Below are 16,141 nucleotides of genomic sequence, written 5' to 3'. Positions count from 1 at the left end.
TAAAAGTAAGATGAAAAAAGTAATTTCTAATGTTCTAGCAATGACAGCTGCACTACAAGTTATAATGGTTCCAACAACCTCATTTGCGGCAGAAAAAGGATTTCCAGATGTACCAAAGAGCCATTGGGCATATGAGGCAATCAATGATTTAGCAAATCGAAACATAATTGCAGGTTATGACAACGGTAAATTTGGAGTGGGAGACAGTGTAACGCGTGAACAAGTGGCTGCACTTATTTATCGTACATTGAAACCAGAAGCGAAAACAGAATATAAAAATCCATATCATGATGTAAGTGCAAGTACAACAATGTTTCCAAATGAAATTTTAGCTTTAACGGAGATGGGAATCTTTACAGGGGATGAGAACAAAAACTTTAGACCGAAGGATTCATTAACTCGCGCTGAAATGGCAATGATTTTACAAAGAGCTTATCATTTAAAAGTAAAGGCAAATCATACATTTCATGATGTGGATCCAAATTCTTGGGCGAAAGATGCAATTAGTGCGTTGCAGTCTAACGGACTGGCAGAGGGAGATGGAACGGGTGCATTTTATCCATCAAAAACTGTAACACGTGAGGAATACGCACAATTTTTATTCAATGCGGAACAATCGTATTTAAATTTAGATTTAACATTAGCTTCTAATGTAACAGCAGAAGAAATTGATAATTTTCTTAAGAAATCGCGTTCTGATAGCCCGTTAATTGGCCATGGGCAAGACTTTATTGCAGCGCAAAATGAACATGGTGTAAATGCTCTTTACTTAGCGGCACATGCAATTTTAGAATCTGGATATGGAAGATCTGAAATTGCGTATCGTAAACATAATTTATTTGGACTACGTGCATATGATCGCGATCCATTCTATCATGCAAAATATTTACCAACATATCGTGATAGTATTTCGTATAATGCTAACTATGTGAGAGAGCGCTATTTAGAGGAAGGTGCAATCTATAATAATGGTCCAACATTAGTTGGTATGAATGTGAAATATGCATCCGATCCAGAATGGGCTGGAAAAATTGCTGGTTTAATGGAGCGTATTAAGCCGTTTGATCGAAATGATTATAAAAATGCCAACAGATTACCGAAAAACCCACATACATTAGATGTTGAAGCGTTAGGAAATGAAATTCCATATAAAGATTTAGGAATCAAAGAAATTACTGTTCAGGCATCTGGAAAGTATTATCAAGTGCCATATCCATACGATTTGAAAATTAAGAGTATCCCAAACATTACACAAAATGAAATGGGAACATTAGCGAATGGATTAAAAGTAACAGTTCATCGTGAAGATCCAAATGGATGGGTAGAGTTTTCAATGAAAAATAAGCAAGAAAAATATTGGACATTGAAAAGTAATTTAAAAATGTAATAAACGAAAAAGGTGTTTTCTCCACAGAAAACACCTTTTTCGTTTGAAAAGATTGTTATTCTTCAGTAAATATAAATGTTTGTTGCATCTTTTTACTTTTACTTTCTGGATGCCCGTTGTAAGTAAATTCTTTTTCTTCCCAAGTCATGACAACTTTAAATGTATGGCTAGTAAAATATAGTGGGAAGACCATATAATCAAAACTTGTATGACTTTTTGAGACATTTGTATGTGATGCGGTAGGTTTAAATGTAGTTTTAGCTGATGGATCATTACCAAATATTTCTATAGATACATTTGATACATCTTTACCGATATTTTTAACGAATAAACTATATGTATCATATACACCTTGCTTCGGTTGTATCGCTTGTTTGTTTGAGTTGTAAGATTTATCAATTTCGATATACCATTGTTTAGACTTTGAGGCAACAGGAAGTTCTTGAAATGTAAAGGCACTTACTTGTATAGGAAATACTATACAAAGAAGAGTAAGTAAGAAAATTATTTTTCGTTTCATTTTACAAAGCCCCTATTCTTTTTATAACTTTATTTGTTATTATTTTCTATTTTTATCATAATATACTATATATTTAAAGAGGAAGAGTAGGCCGAGGGAATGTGATCTTACTTGTAGAGTAAGGAAAAAATAAATGCATATTTTGATTATTTTGCACACCGATGTTTGAGGTGAATATGAATAAAAGAAAATGAGAGGGGAGAATATCTTTTGCACTTAAAATATGAGAAACGTATGAGATCAGAAATAGCTGATAAACCTTATTTGACTAAAGGGTGGGGCTATGTTGTAACTCTTGCACTATTGCCGTATGCAATTTTAAAATCGCTTTGGGCATGGGGAGTAACCGTAGGGCTTACAACAAAACAAGCTATACAAGGTGTAGCGGAGTTTGGTAATACATTAAAGGAAGAATCGTCCTTTTTATATACGTTATATACTATTGGAATAGACTTCACAGCTGTCTTAGCAATACTGGCATCTTTATTTGCTTTAGCGCTCGTGACTTCATGGGGAGAAAAGCTACCAAAATGGTTATTAATCATATCAGGATGGTCAGTTGGGATATTAACAGTCCTAGTTAGCTTCTTGACAGCCCTTCAATTTTTAGGAGTGCTTCCAAAAGGATACATCGAAGGATTAGCCATTTGGGTGTATGTGGTCACTTACGGAGGATTGTTCTTGTGGGGAGTAACTGTATTTCTCGCGACTCTGTCGTTTCAGCACCGGATTAAAAACAAATCGTCTGAAAAAGGAATGTAGAAAGTCTAGATTTGAGCAAAGAGTAACAAGAAAAATTAATTTTAAGTGAAGTCAGTGGAGTATTAAATAAAGTTCCAGTAGAATATAGAGAAGTAGGAAGAGAAGAAATAGAAAAGAAATCCTCACATTTTTAAATGATGTGAGGCGTTACGCAGAAAAGAAAATGGCGAAGAGTTTTACAGATTTATATAAGGCAAGTGTGCCAATGATTTTACTATGTAGCTTAGCTGCTCTCATGTTTTATGAAGGACATTTTTTCAGAAGAAAAGTGCATGAAAGTAAATAGAGAATTAGGATTAGAAAAGGGAAGAACATAAGGTGGAACAGAAGTCTTAAAAGTGTTGCTTTTTTCTTGTTTCACATCTTATAATGAAGACTATTTTAAGTGGGTAAAGACGATTTTGACATCAAAATCGTCTTTTTTATATTATGTAAAAACGATTTTGATGGAAATCAAGTGAATAGAGATAAAAATAAAAAAATAAGAAGTATTAGAGATATACTGTAGTCACAAAGGAAAACACAAAAAAATTGAAGAACAACTTAGGAAATTTAGAGGAAATAAACAGGGAGAACTAAGAAGGGTAATGAGTAGGAAATAAAAAATATTAGTATTTAAATTCAAAATATAAAAATAGGAGTGTTTCATTGTGCCAGTGAGAGTATATGATTATCAAAATAGTAAAACCCCATTAATGTTAGGTTTAGCCGAAAATGTATTAGAGAAAGAAGTATCAGGTAATTATTTTTTAGATACAGATTGGTTAAAAGGGCCGAGCATTTTAATTACATTAAGAGAAAAGGAATCAGAGGAAAGACTTGCTGATCAAGTAAAGCAATATGTTGAACATTATAAAAATGAAAATAGTGTAGATCCAGTTGTTATCGAAACGATAAAGAGAAAATATGAAAAAGAACAAAAGAGATTAATTGATCTTGAGTTAAGAACAGCTGAAAATATTGAGATGCAAGATGATGGGGTAGTAGAAATAGGAGAGGGAAAAAGTGGTGTTTATAACTCTGAATATCACAGACAATTATTTCATAGATTTAGATTTTTGAGCCAGCCTGTTAATAATAAATTATTAAAAGAAATTAGTGATATGAATGAGAAGGAACGTACAAAATTATTTACGGAAATGTTTCTATATATTGCTACTTTATTTAACGGAAATATTACTCAGGGATACATTTCTTATCTATCTCATGTTATGGGCTTTTTCTCAAGATTAAAACTTGAAGGACATGATGAAAATGTTAAGGAACGATTTGATGATTTATATAACAAGTTGTTTAAAGAAGAAGTTATAAATTATACTCAAGAAACTAAATCAGCTTTAAGTGAATGGAAAGAAGTATGGAAAACTATTAGTGATGATATGAGGGCTGATTTCAAAAAAGAAAAATTTATTGATGACAAAAACCTTGATTTAAATATTCAATATCAAATGTTTAAAAAGCATATTTCAAAGATGGACAATCCATTTCACAATTTGTTACTTGAAAAAGGAGATTTGGAAGCACTAATGATGTCAGATGAGATGATAATTTATCGAAATATTATTAATCTATTCTATATTACATTGCCATTTTTTGAACAAGGAATGTTAAAAAAACATTTTTATGGATACTGTGCAATTAAACATGTAGAAGAAAATTATAGCAATCTCCTTATGAAAATTTAAGTTTTAGAAATGAGGTATTTCTAATGGAAACACTGAATCCTTTTGTGTTGATTAGGACGAATTCAATTGAGAAAAAGTCAGTAGAGATAAACAATAAAATTGAATTTGAAGAACAAATAAAGAAAATATTAGAGTTAAAGGAACAATTTGATAAATCGAAAGAAAAATTAATTAACCTATTAGAAAGACTCATTGAAGTCTCTAAAGATAATAAATTACTAAACATAAAAAGAGCCGTATATAATGAAAGATTTAATAAGTTTGAAAAAATATTATTTGAAGTTACTTCTAAGCTAAATGAAGATATAGTGAGAGAACTTACAATGTTTTATGAATTATGGATGAATTATCTGAATCATGAAACTGAATATGAAATGTTGTATGAGAATACCTATAACAATGCCAGAAGAAAAATGTATGAAGAAGTAAAGAATAGTAATGAAATAAAAAATAACTTATTAATGATTCAACCCAAAATTTATCAAACATTAAATAAGTATTTAGCATTGCCACCAGAAGAACATAAAAATAAAGAAAGAAAACTCGATTATACTCTTTATAAGGTACTTTCAAGAGCAGCTATGAAGACTAGCCCATTCTCTGAAATAACAAGGGTAGGGAGAGTTAACTTAGTTGAGAGTGATTATGAGGATGATAGATCTGTTTTTAAATATGAAAAATTTATAAAAATAAACTATGCATTTTTAAATCGAGTAATTTTTGAATTTTTGCTCAATGAGGATAATTTTTACAAGAAAGTAACCTACAAAATTCCTCCCTTATCTATTGAGAAAGAAAATCAAAAAAATTACATTAGCTTTGTGGCTACCAGTGATGATAGGAAAAGTGAAAAAATTTTTGAGACAAGTGAAATTGTGAAGAAATTAAGAATGCCTAGGAGATTAGCTGAATTTTTTAAGAAACATAGTGTAAATAGTGTTATTAGTGTGAAAGATTTATTAGGTGTCTTTCAAGGAGAAAAAATCTCTGAAAAGCAGGTGTTAGATCTTATAAAAGAATATGTACAAATAGGATTATTAGTACCAACTGTTGGGTTTTCTCAAAAAAATGAGACTGAATTTATTTCGGAAATTCTGGAAGTTGGAAATGAATACTTATCCCCAGAAAAATATAAAGAGCTTTCACAGATATTACAATCTTTAAGTAATATCAAGAATCAATTACAAGGTTCCATAAATATTCACCATAGAAACAAATTATATAAGGATACGGCGGATCTTCTTAACAGTTACTCTGAAACTAGGGATATCTATATGGATCCAAGTAGATTGTTTTATGAAGATGGCGTGGTAAAAGACGAGTTTCATTTAGATTATTCTCGATTAGAAAAGAATTTACCTGTTCTTAAAAGTCTTCAAAGATTGTCTTTACTATTTGATGTGAATATTAGAATGCAGTTAGAGCTTGGAAAACAACTGAAGGAACATAATGTAAAAAAAATGAACAATGATTTTTTTACATTATTATTTGATACATCTAAAGAAATTCTTCCATATTGGTCAAGACCAGTATATCGATATCTTAACGCAACTTCTAAATGGGTCAAATTTTTAGATGAATTAAAATTGGAATTTATAAAAGAATTAAATGAAATTTGTAATGGAAAAGAAGATGTTAATATAATTTCACTAATTGAAAAATATAATAAAAAAATTCCAGAGCAAATATATAATATAGCGGATCTATCTTCGAGCTTCTTCGTGCAACTAAATGGAGACAAAATAATTATTAATGCAATTTATGATGGACAAGAAAAATACAAAGCAAGATTCATGGATTATTTTAAGGAATATCTGATTAGTGATGAGAATTATAAAAAATTCGAAGAACATTATTATAAAAAACAAGATTACAGTGAGTACACAGAAAACTTTGGTTTTAATGGAAATATAAAAGAATATACGTTAAATAATTTAGTTACAACAGTTGGAACAGGAAGAAAAAGATTCTCAAAAGCTGCAAAAGATTACTTAGAAGTAGAGAGTTTATCAATTGATGCTGAAAAAGAAACGGATGCGATAAGATTTCATACTGGAAATAGTGGAAAGCGTGTGAAAATTTTATTTAGAGGATCTCTAATTCCTACCGCAATGCCTGGTTATATATCAACCTTACTACAACTATTTTCTTCTGGAAGGATGACATTTAAATTTCCAGATTTAATTAGAGGAGAGAAAATCCCAAGGATTTTTGCAAATAATATTATTTTAAGTAGAAGAAGAGTTACTTTAAGTTGTGCTGCAGAGTTTTTAAATAAAAAAGAAGTAGAAAGTTCAATGGAATATCATAAACGGTTGAACTTGTATTTTACAAAGCATGGATTACAAAAACAATTTTTTGTTGTTGCTAAGCGGGATTTATCTGATAAAGAATTTAAGCTTATTGATTTTAAACCATTTTTTGTAGATATACTAAACCCTATTTCACTGAAAGTTTTCGAAAAGGAGATATTGAAAAAACATGCAGGTACTAAATATGAAAACTTATATATTGAAGAATGTTTAAGTGATGATGCTACATTTGCAACAGAATACGACATTGAAATTTTTAAAAAAGAGGATGTTCAGTGAGTAAAGAGGTGAAATTTTAAAAAAGGGAGGGAGATACAATGAGTAAAGAAATAAAATTATTAAACAGAGAGAATGTAATGATATATAGAAAGAAGAATATTACTCTGTTAAAGACAAGCTATAAAACGTTAAAGATTGAGCTTGATGATCAAGAGCATAAATTACTTACCACGATACTAACTCAGACAATAAATGGGGAATGGTTCTCCAACATTATGTTGGAGAACAGAAAAAGTTGTTTGAAAATAGTGAAATTGCTTATAAAACACGGTATGCTATTTAGTTATTATGAAAATGATCCTATTGATCGAAATAAAAATCAAAAGTGGTTTCCAATTTTATCTCAATATTTGCCTAATCAATATAATTCGCAAGAAGCAGCCAGCAAAGTTGAAAAATCTAATATCGCGATTGCTCAAACACTTGTAATGAAGCTCCCTAATATTGCGCAAGTATTTCAATCAAATAATATAAAAGTTTTTATATATAGAGATAAAAAAGAAATTAAAAATAATGATTTCGTCATTACAGATAAAAAGGAAGATATCTTAAGTGGTGATCAACAATATATATTTATTCAAAAATTTAATACGGGTATTTGTGGAACTGTAGTAGATTATCTAGATTATGAATTATTGGATAATGAAATCAATACTTTGGTACGAAACATGGGGGCATTCTACATTTTCATTTTTACCCTAAAACAAATTCTTGGTTTTGGGAAAGATACCTTTTATATAAATGAAAATGGGAAATTCATTGAAAATGAGACAAGACAAGGTGAAATCGAAGTTATTAGTACATCACAAACCCCATTAATTGTTAGTGATATAGAACCGATTGATCAAATCGATAATTTTGAACAGTATTTATTAAATAATAGAATTCATTTGCAAATATCGAATCATTTAACAAAGTTAGGTGAATTAAAACAAATTGGTTTTTCAACATATGGAATGAAAGATGTTATAGATAATGAAGAATATTCAATTGCTGGATTGAATTTTGAAAAGAATAGCGTTGAGACAATAACATTCACTTTGCAATCATATTTAACAAAACACACTGGAAATCAGTGGTTAGTTACAACAGCTAAAGATTACTATTATAAAAAAGCGTGTCTGCTTTTAGAACACTTAGAAGAGCCGAGTTCAATTTTTAAAATGAGTAGTAGTCAATTGAGAAATATAAAAGTGTTATCGGCATATAAATATTTTTTAACGGATGTGAATTTATATATAGAACGTTTCGAATATTCAGGAGCGTATAAAATATATATTGGTACTGAAGATCAGCAGCTATTTGGTGACAATCAAAAGACAATTAGGTTAGAAGAGCAAATCGAAAAGACTGTCATTAATTATATTTTCAATAAATTAAATTCTGAAGCTAATGTAAAAACACCATATTATTTTAAAGAGCATAAAATTAAGTTAACAGATCTACAAGAGGAATTCGTTCCATTCAATGAAGATGAAAATCATTTCATTGAAAAAGCCTTAAGGCTTTTTAAAGAAAATAACATTAGGTATGAAGAATGGGCATGGACCTATGAGTACGAGCTTTTAAAATTTGGATTTGCTGCTAGGAGAATTGATGTAGGTGAATACAATGAATAGCAAAATTATTATAAAAAAGGTTAGAGAGTTGATTGTTATAGCAACATTGTATTCTTGGCATCATTATATTAAAGAACGTATTCAAGATAATACTGATTATGAGATTGAAGATTTTGATGAAGAAAAAATGGCACTTATTGATTATGAAATAATTAAAGTTTTAAAAAGTCTGGTTAATAATGAAAAATACTATACTTTCAACTTAATTACAAAAACATTTGAGAAAAGGCGTGTTTTAGACTATTCCTTGGTAAATACTAGAGAACATTTAAGTTGTGATTCTAGTAAAATTAGTTATCAAAATTTCAGGAAAACAAAATTTGAAGAAATTATGAAAAAGATTTTAGTATATCACTCCAGTTTAATTCATCCGATATTTGGTATATTTAAGGGACATTATCGAGGAATTGCTGATTCCATGCCATTAATTGCTGTTGATGCAAAATTAGGAAGGCGAAGTTATGATGCATATGGCAGAGCTTCTAGTTACAATGAATCTTATTATACAGCTATCTTAGAGGCTTTGGAGAGGTTTCATGGAGTAGCTCCACAAGATTCAAAGACAATTATTATGAGTGAAGATGAATTGAAGAAATTAAATATGGAATATTTACCGATGAAAAAATTTAATCATTACGGAAAAGAAAATTATGAATTAAAAACATTCGAATTTGATAAATATTCGTCAGAAAAGAAAATTAGATGGAGATCTACATTTGATTATAACAAGAAAAAGGAAGTATTGATTCCAGAACAAATTATCTATTTTTCTAATGAACAATTTTATAAAGATGGTGGTGAAGAAAGATATATAGCTGAAACTTCGAATGGAACAGCGATAGGTAGTACGTGGGAAGAAGCGGCAATCGTATCTTTGATGGAGGTTATTGAAAGAGATTCATTTCTTGTCCATTGGTATACAAAATCACCACCAATTAAACTAGATAACATCGAGAGTTATCCAGATACGGATATTCAACTAATGCTAGCATATTTAGAAATGATTGATTACAAAGTTCATCTATTTGATATTACTTTAGAATCAAGAATTCCTGCTTACTGGGTTTTACTTGAATATAAAGGAGATAATGATGAAAACTTAGCTTTTTATACAGCTGCTGGAGCCAATATTAATCCAATAGCTGCAATAAAATCAGCATTAATTGAAGCTGCTACTTCAATTAAAGTGTTTAGGGCATATATGTATAAAAAGTATACAGAGAGTGAACTTTTAAACTTAAAAAGAAACTATTTAAATGTTAATAAATTAGAAGATCATCTATATTTATTTTCGTCCAAGGAGATGAGGAAACACCTCGAATTTGCTTTAAATACTCCGAAACACACTGATATCGTATTGAGTATTCAAAGCTATCAAACAGATAATGAGAGGAGAGTTACACAAGGAGAATTATTAGAGGAATTATTAAATAGGATAACTCAAAATCACAAAGAAATTTTTATTTCGGATTTAAGCAATGCATTTTTAAGAGATATGGGGTTGAGTTGTACTAAAATTCATATACCAACATTACAAAATATTGGATTTGGAATGCAATACCAAAATATCAATAGGGATCGATTAGAACAAGCAGTGAGGATAAATAAATTAGAGGGAGATTTCAAAGTACCAATCAATACTCCTCATCCATTTCCATAAAGTAGGTGAAATAGTGAATTCATTAGAATTTCAATATTATAAACGATACTCAAAAGATAGATACAATATGACTCATTTAACACACCTAACTCCATTTATAAAAAAACAATATTTTTCTGGAGGGGCAAGAGTCAATCTTGAAAAAGAAACGGAATTGAATACAATTCTGAAACAGATTATAAAAAATACGTTGAAGATAAATCGATTTGATATTTTAAGTAGATATCAGGAACATAATCATTCTCCTTCAACAAGAAATATGCATTCTTGTCAACTATTATTTTGGGTTAATAGTAAGGTATTATTCTATGATTTATATGAAGATGAACTGTTCTTAGTTAATGATCACATAATAGGAAATAATTTTTCAATGGACAAGATATACATAATCGGTTTTTCAGATTTATTGAATATTTCACGGTATTATAGTGAGTTCGCCTTATATCTCAGTATTTTGGATGCTGGACACGTGTTATTTAATGTAAAAAATACATTAAACCTATTAGAAAATAAATATGGTTGTTACAAATCATTTAATGTTACAGAAGTATTAAAACAATTGGATATACCATTAGATTCTTCGTATGCTTCTTTCTTAGTTGAAATGGATAGGCCTAATGGAGAGTTGGAAATTGAAGTGGATAGTAAACAAAAAAGAATCGCGACATTGAAAACGTTTAATGAATTAAAGCCAACTGCATATGTGAGTCAACTGCTTGAGCATTTTAAACTAAAAGAAATAGGTAGTTTTATTCCGATGCATTATGAAATTGGATTTTCATATAACAAGGTAAGAAATTCGGCGCATACAATGGTAGGGAATTTTAATATATCTGAACAATTTGATAAATTGAATACGAGAGAAGCAGTACTCTCAATTGGTAGAGTTAAAAACTGCATTACAAATCCAGAGATCAATTTTTGTATAGTAGAGAAAGAGAAAATAACTTTTGATAATGGTAGTAATCAAAATATTAACGTTGATTTTAGTAAAATTCTTTATAATGATCATGAATTCTTTGATTTGCAAACATATTCAAAAGTTGTAGTTTGTTATTCAAACGAGAAATTAATTAAAAAAGATGGTTTAATCCCTACAATTATTTCTGCAGGGGAATTAATGCAAGCATTTTGCCTTCATAGTGCAGAAAAAGGTTATGCTTTTCGACCAATGAAAAATCATAACGATGAATATTTAAAAGAGATATTAGAGCTAGATAATACATGGGAAATAAATTATATCGGTGTTTTATGTAATAGTCCTGTAACTCAGATTAGGGAGTATTTATAAAATGAGAGAGGTGTATGGACATGTGGTTTTCCTATCATGCTTATATTCATGATTATAACGCGTTAGACAAATATATGAGTGAGAAGTTTCCAAAATTTATTGAGGAGAATATACCTGATAAAAATAATTGGTTTTTTATAAGATATTGGCTAGGTGGTCCACATATTAGATTAAGGGTGAATAATAAGCAATCTTTCAACCATGAATTTTTTAGGGAGAAATTCCAAAAATCAATTGAAGATTTTATATCCAAAGAGAGTATTAAATTAATCGATTACGATAATTTTTATAATGAAACAATGCTGAAAGGGGAAAATATAAGTTCAGTATTTTGGAAACAGCATGGTACCGTAGAGAAAGATAATTATGAACCAGAATATGATAGATATGGTGGAAGGGAAGGTATGGAGATATCAGAAAACATTTTTTCTCAGAGTAGCAATCTAGTACTAAAGTTAAATACATTGTCTTTTGGATACAGATTAATAGTTGCTACTGATCTACTTTTCTGGACGATTAAAGAGTTGGATCTTCCAAATAGCATGTATAGTATATATAAAGAAATGTGGAAAATGTATAAACAACCAAACCATAGTGATAATTCCGAAAAAAAAGATTATTTAATTAAAAAAAGGGTAGATCATTTAAAAAAATTAAATGTTCCTCAAAAAGCATATAGTGAGTATTTAGAAGCATTAAAAAAATTAAAAGAGTTTCCGCTGCATGTGGTTTTATCGCATATTCATATGACAAACAATCGTTTGGGAGTACATCCTGAATTAGAGTATGAAATTGCAAAGAGTCTCAGTGAAATGAGGGAACTGACATATGAAATTAAGTAAAGAAGTGACTTGGTGGGATACAGATTTTGATAGATCTTCGCTGAGGAAGTACTTTCATAAACATTCAATTTCGAAAAGAAATTATACATCAGTTCAAATAAAAAAGGTTAAAGGTTCGAAGAAGTGGGATAAATACGAAGGGATTGCATTACAAAAGTATTCATCAAAAGTACAGATTGAAGAAATTTTAAAGCGTAGAAGAACGAGAAGGGTTCGTTCGGAGGTAAATATTACGAAAGAAATTCTATCAAAATTGTTGTTATTTTCTGTGGGAATTACAGATAGTGAAAATAATTACTTTGCGTATCCTTCACCAGGAGCATTGTATCCGTGTACTTTATTTTTAACAATTGATCTTCCTGATTTTAAAGATGATATATATAGATATAACCCATACAAACATATGTTAGAAAAATATTCTTTGAATACAGGGCACTATTTAGATGAGGTGGTTATTGATAACCAATTAGCTAAATTCCCATTAAAAATATTTTTTACAAGTGACTACCAATTATTAGAAGATAAATATGGTGAATTATCTTATCGGTTGCTAAATCAAGAAATTGGTCATATGGCTCAAAATATTTCACTATATGCGGAATATTTAGGTTTGAATACTACTTGCATTGGTGGATTTTATGAAGAAGAATTTAAAAAGTATATAAAAGAGTATGATTTATTATATGTAATGGTGGTGGGATAGATGCAGCTTATATTAAAAGCAGAAAATAAATTATTAAATATAGATAATGCGATTTATATAGAAAATATTTTTAATAAAAGTGTAACAAAAATCAAAGTTAATGAATCAATAGATGATGCCAGACTACAAAAAATGATGTATGAAGGAATTGAAATTAACAAATTAAAAGATTGGGATTCAGAAGAAGGAAAGGTTCTGATTAGTATTTTTAAATCAGTTCCGGAAAAATTTTTATTAAGTAAAGATACAAAGGTGTTAAGTAAGGAATTGAATATTAGAAATGTATTTTTACTATGTGAACAAACAGGAACACCAATAGAAGATTTATTGAATTATAGGGAGTCACTTGAAAATACATGTATCTATATCTTAGGGGACAAAAACAATCTACTCTCCACAATATTAGAAAATAATGGATTTCATGTTGTTGATACTATCGAGAATGTAAATAAAAGGATAATTGGGGTTGTAGAAAAGGAGTTTTTAAACTTTGATCCAGATATGCTAGATGGATTTGATTGTATTCTTCCTTATTCGGTAACCGAAATGACATTAGGGCCTTGTATCTTTTCATTAGCTGAATTTCCTAAAGAGCAACTTGAAACTAATATACGTAAAAGTAGTGATTCGCAAGTAATCCCATCTTATGCAAATATGTTAACAATTTATTCTCTATTAATAAATAACCTAGTCTTTTTAATAAATAACACACACCAAAAATTATATGTAGATGCAGCTTTACCAATTAATCGATTCTTTCATTTTAAGCTACCAGATATGAAACTAGTTGCGAAAACGGTGTTTTAAATTTGAGAGGAGGAGCTAACATGAATGTAGTTAAACTAAAAAAATTATCAAAGAAATATGGAAAAAAACAAGTTCTGAAAGATATTAGCTTTTTTGTAGAGAAAGGAAGCATTGTTGCAATTTTAGGACATAATGGTGCAGGGAAAACAACTTTAATCAATTCGATTATGAATATTATCGATTATGATGGGGGGATTGAGTTTAGTTTTGATAAGAAAGATTTATACAAAAAAGTAGGATATCAAATGCAATCGTCAAGTTATGAACAAGAATCTAAAGTATATGAAGTGTGTAAGTTATACAAAAAAATTTTAAAAAGCTCTATTGATTTGGAAAGTTTATTACAGGATTTTGAATTTACAAATTTTAAAAATATGTATATTAAAGATTTATCTGGTGGTCAAAGGCAAAAATTATCAATTCTTTTAACATTAATAGGAGATCCAGAACTTGTTATATTTGATGAACTGTCAACAGGTCTTGATGCAATGTCAAGACATCAAATTTGGAACTATGTTAAAAAGCTAAATCAAGAGAAGAGAATGACTGTTATTTTAACTAGCCATTTTCTAGATGAAGTTGAATATTTAGCGGATAAGGTAGTTATTTTAAATAAGGGAAAAATTGAAAAAATCGGAACAGTTTCTAATATCATAAATGAAGAATTTGACTCAGCTAAAAAAATTGAATTTAGAGCAGATAATAGAGAAGAGTTCTATGCAGTGTTTGGTGGGAAAATTATAAATGAAGGAAATGTTTTGTCTTTAGATTACAAAGGAGATAAAGAGGAGGAAATGTATAAAAAAGTAAAACAATTAGGTGGATATGATATAGCCATCAAAAATCATACTTTTGAAGATGCTTTTCTAAAAATATTAGGTTACAAGTTAGTAAAGAATGGGGAGATCTTAAATGGATAATTTATTGGTTCTATCAGGCTATCAAATTAAGCTACTATTAAGAAATGTTAAAAGCGTAATTTTAGGATTCACTTTACCGATAGCTATGTTTTTCATTTTTAGTAATTTATTATCTGGCTATACAGTTGATGGACAGATGGCGCTTACAAACCTACTTGTACCAGCATACATCCCAATTATTATAGTTAATGGTGTTATGGTGATATTTGGACAAAATTTTATTGTTTATAAAGAACAAGGGAATTTATTGAAATTTAAGTTGTTAGGGATATCAGGTTTGACAGTTTCTGTTAGTCTTTACATCGCGACTTTTATTTTTCAATTGGTTGCATCGTTATTATTAGTTGTATTTGCTTCAGTGTTAAAAAATATTTCGATTCCGTTTGAAAATGTACCAAATGTAATCATAGTGTTTTTAATCATTAATATGTATCAATTTGCGATTACGTATTTTTTAACTTCTTTTATAAATAAAAGTGTAACCTATCAATCAGTTTCATTACTAATATTCTATTTTCAAATTTTCTTAGGTGGGTTAACATTCCCGCCAGAGATGTTTCCAACTTTTTTAAAGAATCTGGTTTACCTTTTTAATCCAATTGTTTATGGCTTAACCATGATGAGAGGGGTATGGTCAACAAATGACTCAGTGTTAGATTATCCAAAAGAAATTATGATTTTAGTTGGAGTTTCAATTGTTTTAATTACTCTTGGTATAGCTATTCAAAAAAAGTTAAAAAAATAAATTAATGGGAGAGAGAAATCAATGGGAAATGAAAAAGACAAATTAGTAGAAGAATTATTTTCGGATATAGAGGATTTAGACTTTGTAGAAATTAGTGAAGCGACAGCGTTACCAGAGACAGCGGCAACAAGTGGATCAATGGCAAGTAATGGCTGCTCAACGTGTGGTTCAAGTTCATGTTGTTCATCATAAGGAATAAAAAAGAAGGAGAGAGAAATCAATGAGAAATGAAAAAGACAAATTAGTAGAAGAATTATTTTCGGATATAGAGGATTTAGACTTTGTAGAAATTAGTGAAGCGACAGCGTTACCAGAGACAGCGGCAACAAGCGGATCAATGGCAAGTAATGGCTGCTCAACGTGCGGTTCAAGTTCATGTTGTTCATCATAAGAAGATAAATGTAAAGCATAGATACAGTACAGGAATTGTGATGGATCTCAAGAGAGGGCAGTATTATAAAAAGTTCTTAGCCTTAAGCTGTCCTCTTTATTATGAAATGGAGTTAGTATAGTCATATGGACACAACTTAGTTAAGTCCTTACAATGGATTTCAAGGAGGAAGTGTCCGTATGGCAAACAAGAAATTTAATGCAGAATTTAAAAAGATG

Annotated in this window: 16 protein-coding genes; 15 read left to right on the top strand and 1 reads right to left on the bottom strand. The window is 29.6% G+C overall.

Going from position 1 to position 16,141, the window contains the following annotated elements:
* Nucleotides 1-10 precede the first annotated feature (10 nt).
* Nucleotides 11-1,387, top strand: a complete 1,377-nt coding sequence (locus MR063_RS19775; protein WP_242200946.1) for an S-layer homology domain-containing protein — start codon at nucleotides 11-13, stop codon at nucleotides 1,385-1,387.
* A 55-nt stretch (nucleotides 1,388-1,442) separates the two neighbouring features.
* On the opposite strand, the gene MR063_RS19770 is transcribed toward MR063_RS19775, so the two are convergent.
* On the bottom strand, nucleotides 1,443-1,907 hold the full coding sequence (locus tag MR063_RS19770; RefSeq protein ID WP_242145752.1) for a hypothetical protein: 465 nt from the start codon (nucleotides 1,905-1,907) through the stop codon (nucleotides 1,443-1,445).
* Between the two features lie 210 nt (nucleotides 1,908-2,117).
* Here MR063_RS19770 and MR063_RS19765 point away from each other — a divergent pair, with 210 nt between their 5' ends.
* From MR063_RS19765 to MR063_RS19700, 14 genes are all read left to right on the top strand, one after another.
* Nucleotides 2,118-2,669, top strand: a complete 552-nt coding sequence (locus MR063_RS19765) for a hypothetical protein (RefSeq protein ID WP_242200944.1) — start codon at nucleotides 2,118-2,120, stop codon at nucleotides 2,667-2,669.
* Nucleotides 2,670-2,808: 139 nt separating this feature from the next.
* Nucleotides 2,809-2,955, top strand: coding sequence for a hypothetical protein (locus MR063_RS19760; protein ID WP_242200942.1), 147 nt, complete (start codon nucleotides 2,809-2,811; stop codon nucleotides 2,953-2,955).
* Nucleotides 2,956-3,319: 364 nt separating this feature from the next.
* Nucleotides 3,320-4,354 carry a hypothetical protein gene (locus tag MR063_RS19755; RefSeq protein WP_242200940.1) on the top strand — a complete coding sequence of 345 codons (1,035 nt, stop codon included), beginning with the start codon at nucleotides 3,320-3,322 and terminating at the stop codon, nucleotides 4,352-4,354.
* Nucleotides 4,355-4,377: 23 nt separating this feature from the next.
* Entirely contained in the window at nucleotides 4,378-6,945 is a 2,568-nt protein-coding gene (locus MR063_RS19750; protein WP_242200938.1) for a hypothetical protein, read from the top strand.
* 38 nt (nucleotides 6,946-6,983) lie between these two features.
* Nucleotides 6,984-8,564, top strand: a complete 1,581-nt coding sequence (locus MR063_RS19745; protein WP_242200937.1) for a hypothetical protein — start codon at nucleotides 6,984-6,986, stop codon at nucleotides 8,562-8,564.
* Complete coding sequence (locus MR063_RS19740) at nucleotides 8,557-10,224, top strand: YcaO-like family protein (RefSeq protein WP_242200987.1); 1,668 nt, start codon at nucleotides 8,557-8,559, stop codon at nucleotides 10,222-10,224. The genes MR063_RS19745 and MR063_RS19740 overlap by 8 nt, the downstream gene beginning before the upstream one ends.
* 13 nt (nucleotides 10,225-10,237) lie before the next feature.
* A complete protein-coding gene (locus MR063_RS19735) occupies nucleotides 10,238-11,515 on the top strand; it encodes a hypothetical protein (protein ID WP_242200935.1) in 1,278 nt (425 codons plus the stop codon).
* Nucleotides 11,516-11,529: 14 nt separating this feature from the next.
* Nucleotides 11,530-12,357 (top strand): thiopeptide-type bacteriocin biosynthesis protein, encoded by an 828-nt coding sequence (locus MR063_RS19730; protein ID WP_242200934.1) that lies wholly within the window; start codon nucleotides 11,530-11,532, stop codon nucleotides 12,355-12,357.
* The gene (locus MR063_RS19725; RefSeq protein ID WP_242200931.1) at nucleotides 12,344-13,060 is read left to right on the top strand and encodes a SagB family peptide dehydrogenase; all 717 of its coding nucleotides are present in this window, start codon (nucleotides 12,344-12,346) and stop codon (nucleotides 13,058-13,060) included. Before MR063_RS19730 ends, MR063_RS19725 begins: the two co-directional genes overlap by 14 nt.
* A complete protein-coding gene (locus MR063_RS19720) occupies nucleotides 13,061-13,867 on the top strand; it encodes a hypothetical protein (protein WP_242200930.1) in 807 nt (268 codons plus the stop codon).
* 20 nt (nucleotides 13,868-13,887) lie between these two features.
* Nucleotides 13,888-14,787 (top strand): ABC transporter ATP-binding protein, encoded by a 900-nt coding sequence (locus tag MR063_RS19715; protein ID WP_242200928.1) that lies wholly within the window; start codon nucleotides 13,888-13,890, stop codon nucleotides 14,785-14,787.
* A gap of 4 nt (nucleotides 14,788-14,791) precedes the next feature.
* Nucleotides 14,792-15,532, top strand: coding sequence for an ABC transporter permease (locus tag MR063_RS19710; RefSeq protein ID WP_242200927.1), 741 nt, complete (start codon nucleotides 14,792-14,794; stop codon nucleotides 15,530-15,532).
* A 21-nt stretch (nucleotides 15,533-15,553) separates the two neighbouring features.
* Complete coding sequence (locus MR063_RS19705) at nucleotides 15,554-15,724, top strand: thiazolylpeptide-type bacteriocin (protein ID WP_210351329.1); 171 nt, start codon at nucleotides 15,554-15,556, stop codon at nucleotides 15,722-15,724.
* A 28-nt stretch (nucleotides 15,725-15,752) separates the two neighbouring features.
* The gene (locus MR063_RS19700; RefSeq protein ID WP_242200925.1) at nucleotides 15,753-15,923 is read left to right on the top strand and encodes a thiazolylpeptide-type bacteriocin; all 171 of its coding nucleotides are present in this window, start codon (nucleotides 15,753-15,755) and stop codon (nucleotides 15,921-15,923) included.
* Nucleotides 15,924-16,141: the final 218 nt, after the last annotated feature.

Source organism: Bacillus cereus group sp. BfR-BA-01492, from assembly GCF_022662815.1.
GTDB classification, from domain to species: Bacteria; Bacillota; Bacilli; order Bacillales; family Bacillaceae_G; genus Bacillus_A; species Bacillus_A cereus_BD.
Note: the sequence above shows the minus strand (reverse complement) of the source record. Positions and strands in the feature narration are given on the sequence as shown.

Coding starts and splice junctions, on each gene's coding strand:
- MR063_RS19775 (WP_242200946.1), top strand. CDS start 11: ATGAAAAAAGTAATTTCTAATGTTCTAGCAATGACAGCTGCACTACAA.
- MR063_RS19770 (WP_242145752.1), bottom strand. CDS start 1,907: ATGAAACGAAAAATAATTTTCTTACTTACTCTTCTTTGTATAGTATTT.
- MR063_RS19750 (WP_242200938.1), top strand. CDS start 4,378: ATGGAAACACTGAATCCTTTTGTGTTGATTAGGACGAATTCAATTGAG.
- MR063_RS19745 (WP_242200937.1), top strand. CDS start 6,984: ATGAGTAAAGAAATAAAATTATTAAACAGAGAGAATGTAATGATATAT.
- MR063_RS19740 (WP_242200987.1), top strand. CDS start 8,557: ATGAATAGCAAAATTATTATAAAAAAGGTTAGAGAGTTGATTGTTATA.
- MR063_RS19730 (WP_242200934.1), top strand. CDS start 11,530: ATGGACATGTGGTTTTCCTATCATGCTTATATTCATGATTATAACGCG.
- MR063_RS19725 (WP_242200931.1), top strand. CDS start 12,344: ATGAAATTAAGTAAAGAAGTGACTTGGTGGGATACAGATTTTGATAGA.
- MR063_RS19720 (WP_242200930.1), top strand. CDS start 13,061: ATGCAGCTTATATTAAAAGCAGAAAATAAATTATTAAATATAGATAAT.
- MR063_RS19715 (WP_242200928.1), top strand. CDS start 13,888: ATGAATGTAGTTAAACTAAAAAAATTATCAAAGAAATATGGAAAAAAA.
- MR063_RS19705 (WP_210351329.1), top strand. CDS start 15,554: ATGGGAAATGAAAAAGACAAATTAGTAGAAGAATTATTTTCGGATATA.
- MR063_RS19700 (WP_242200925.1), top strand. CDS start 15,753: ATGAGAAATGAAAAAGACAAATTAGTAGAAGAATTATTTTCGGATATA.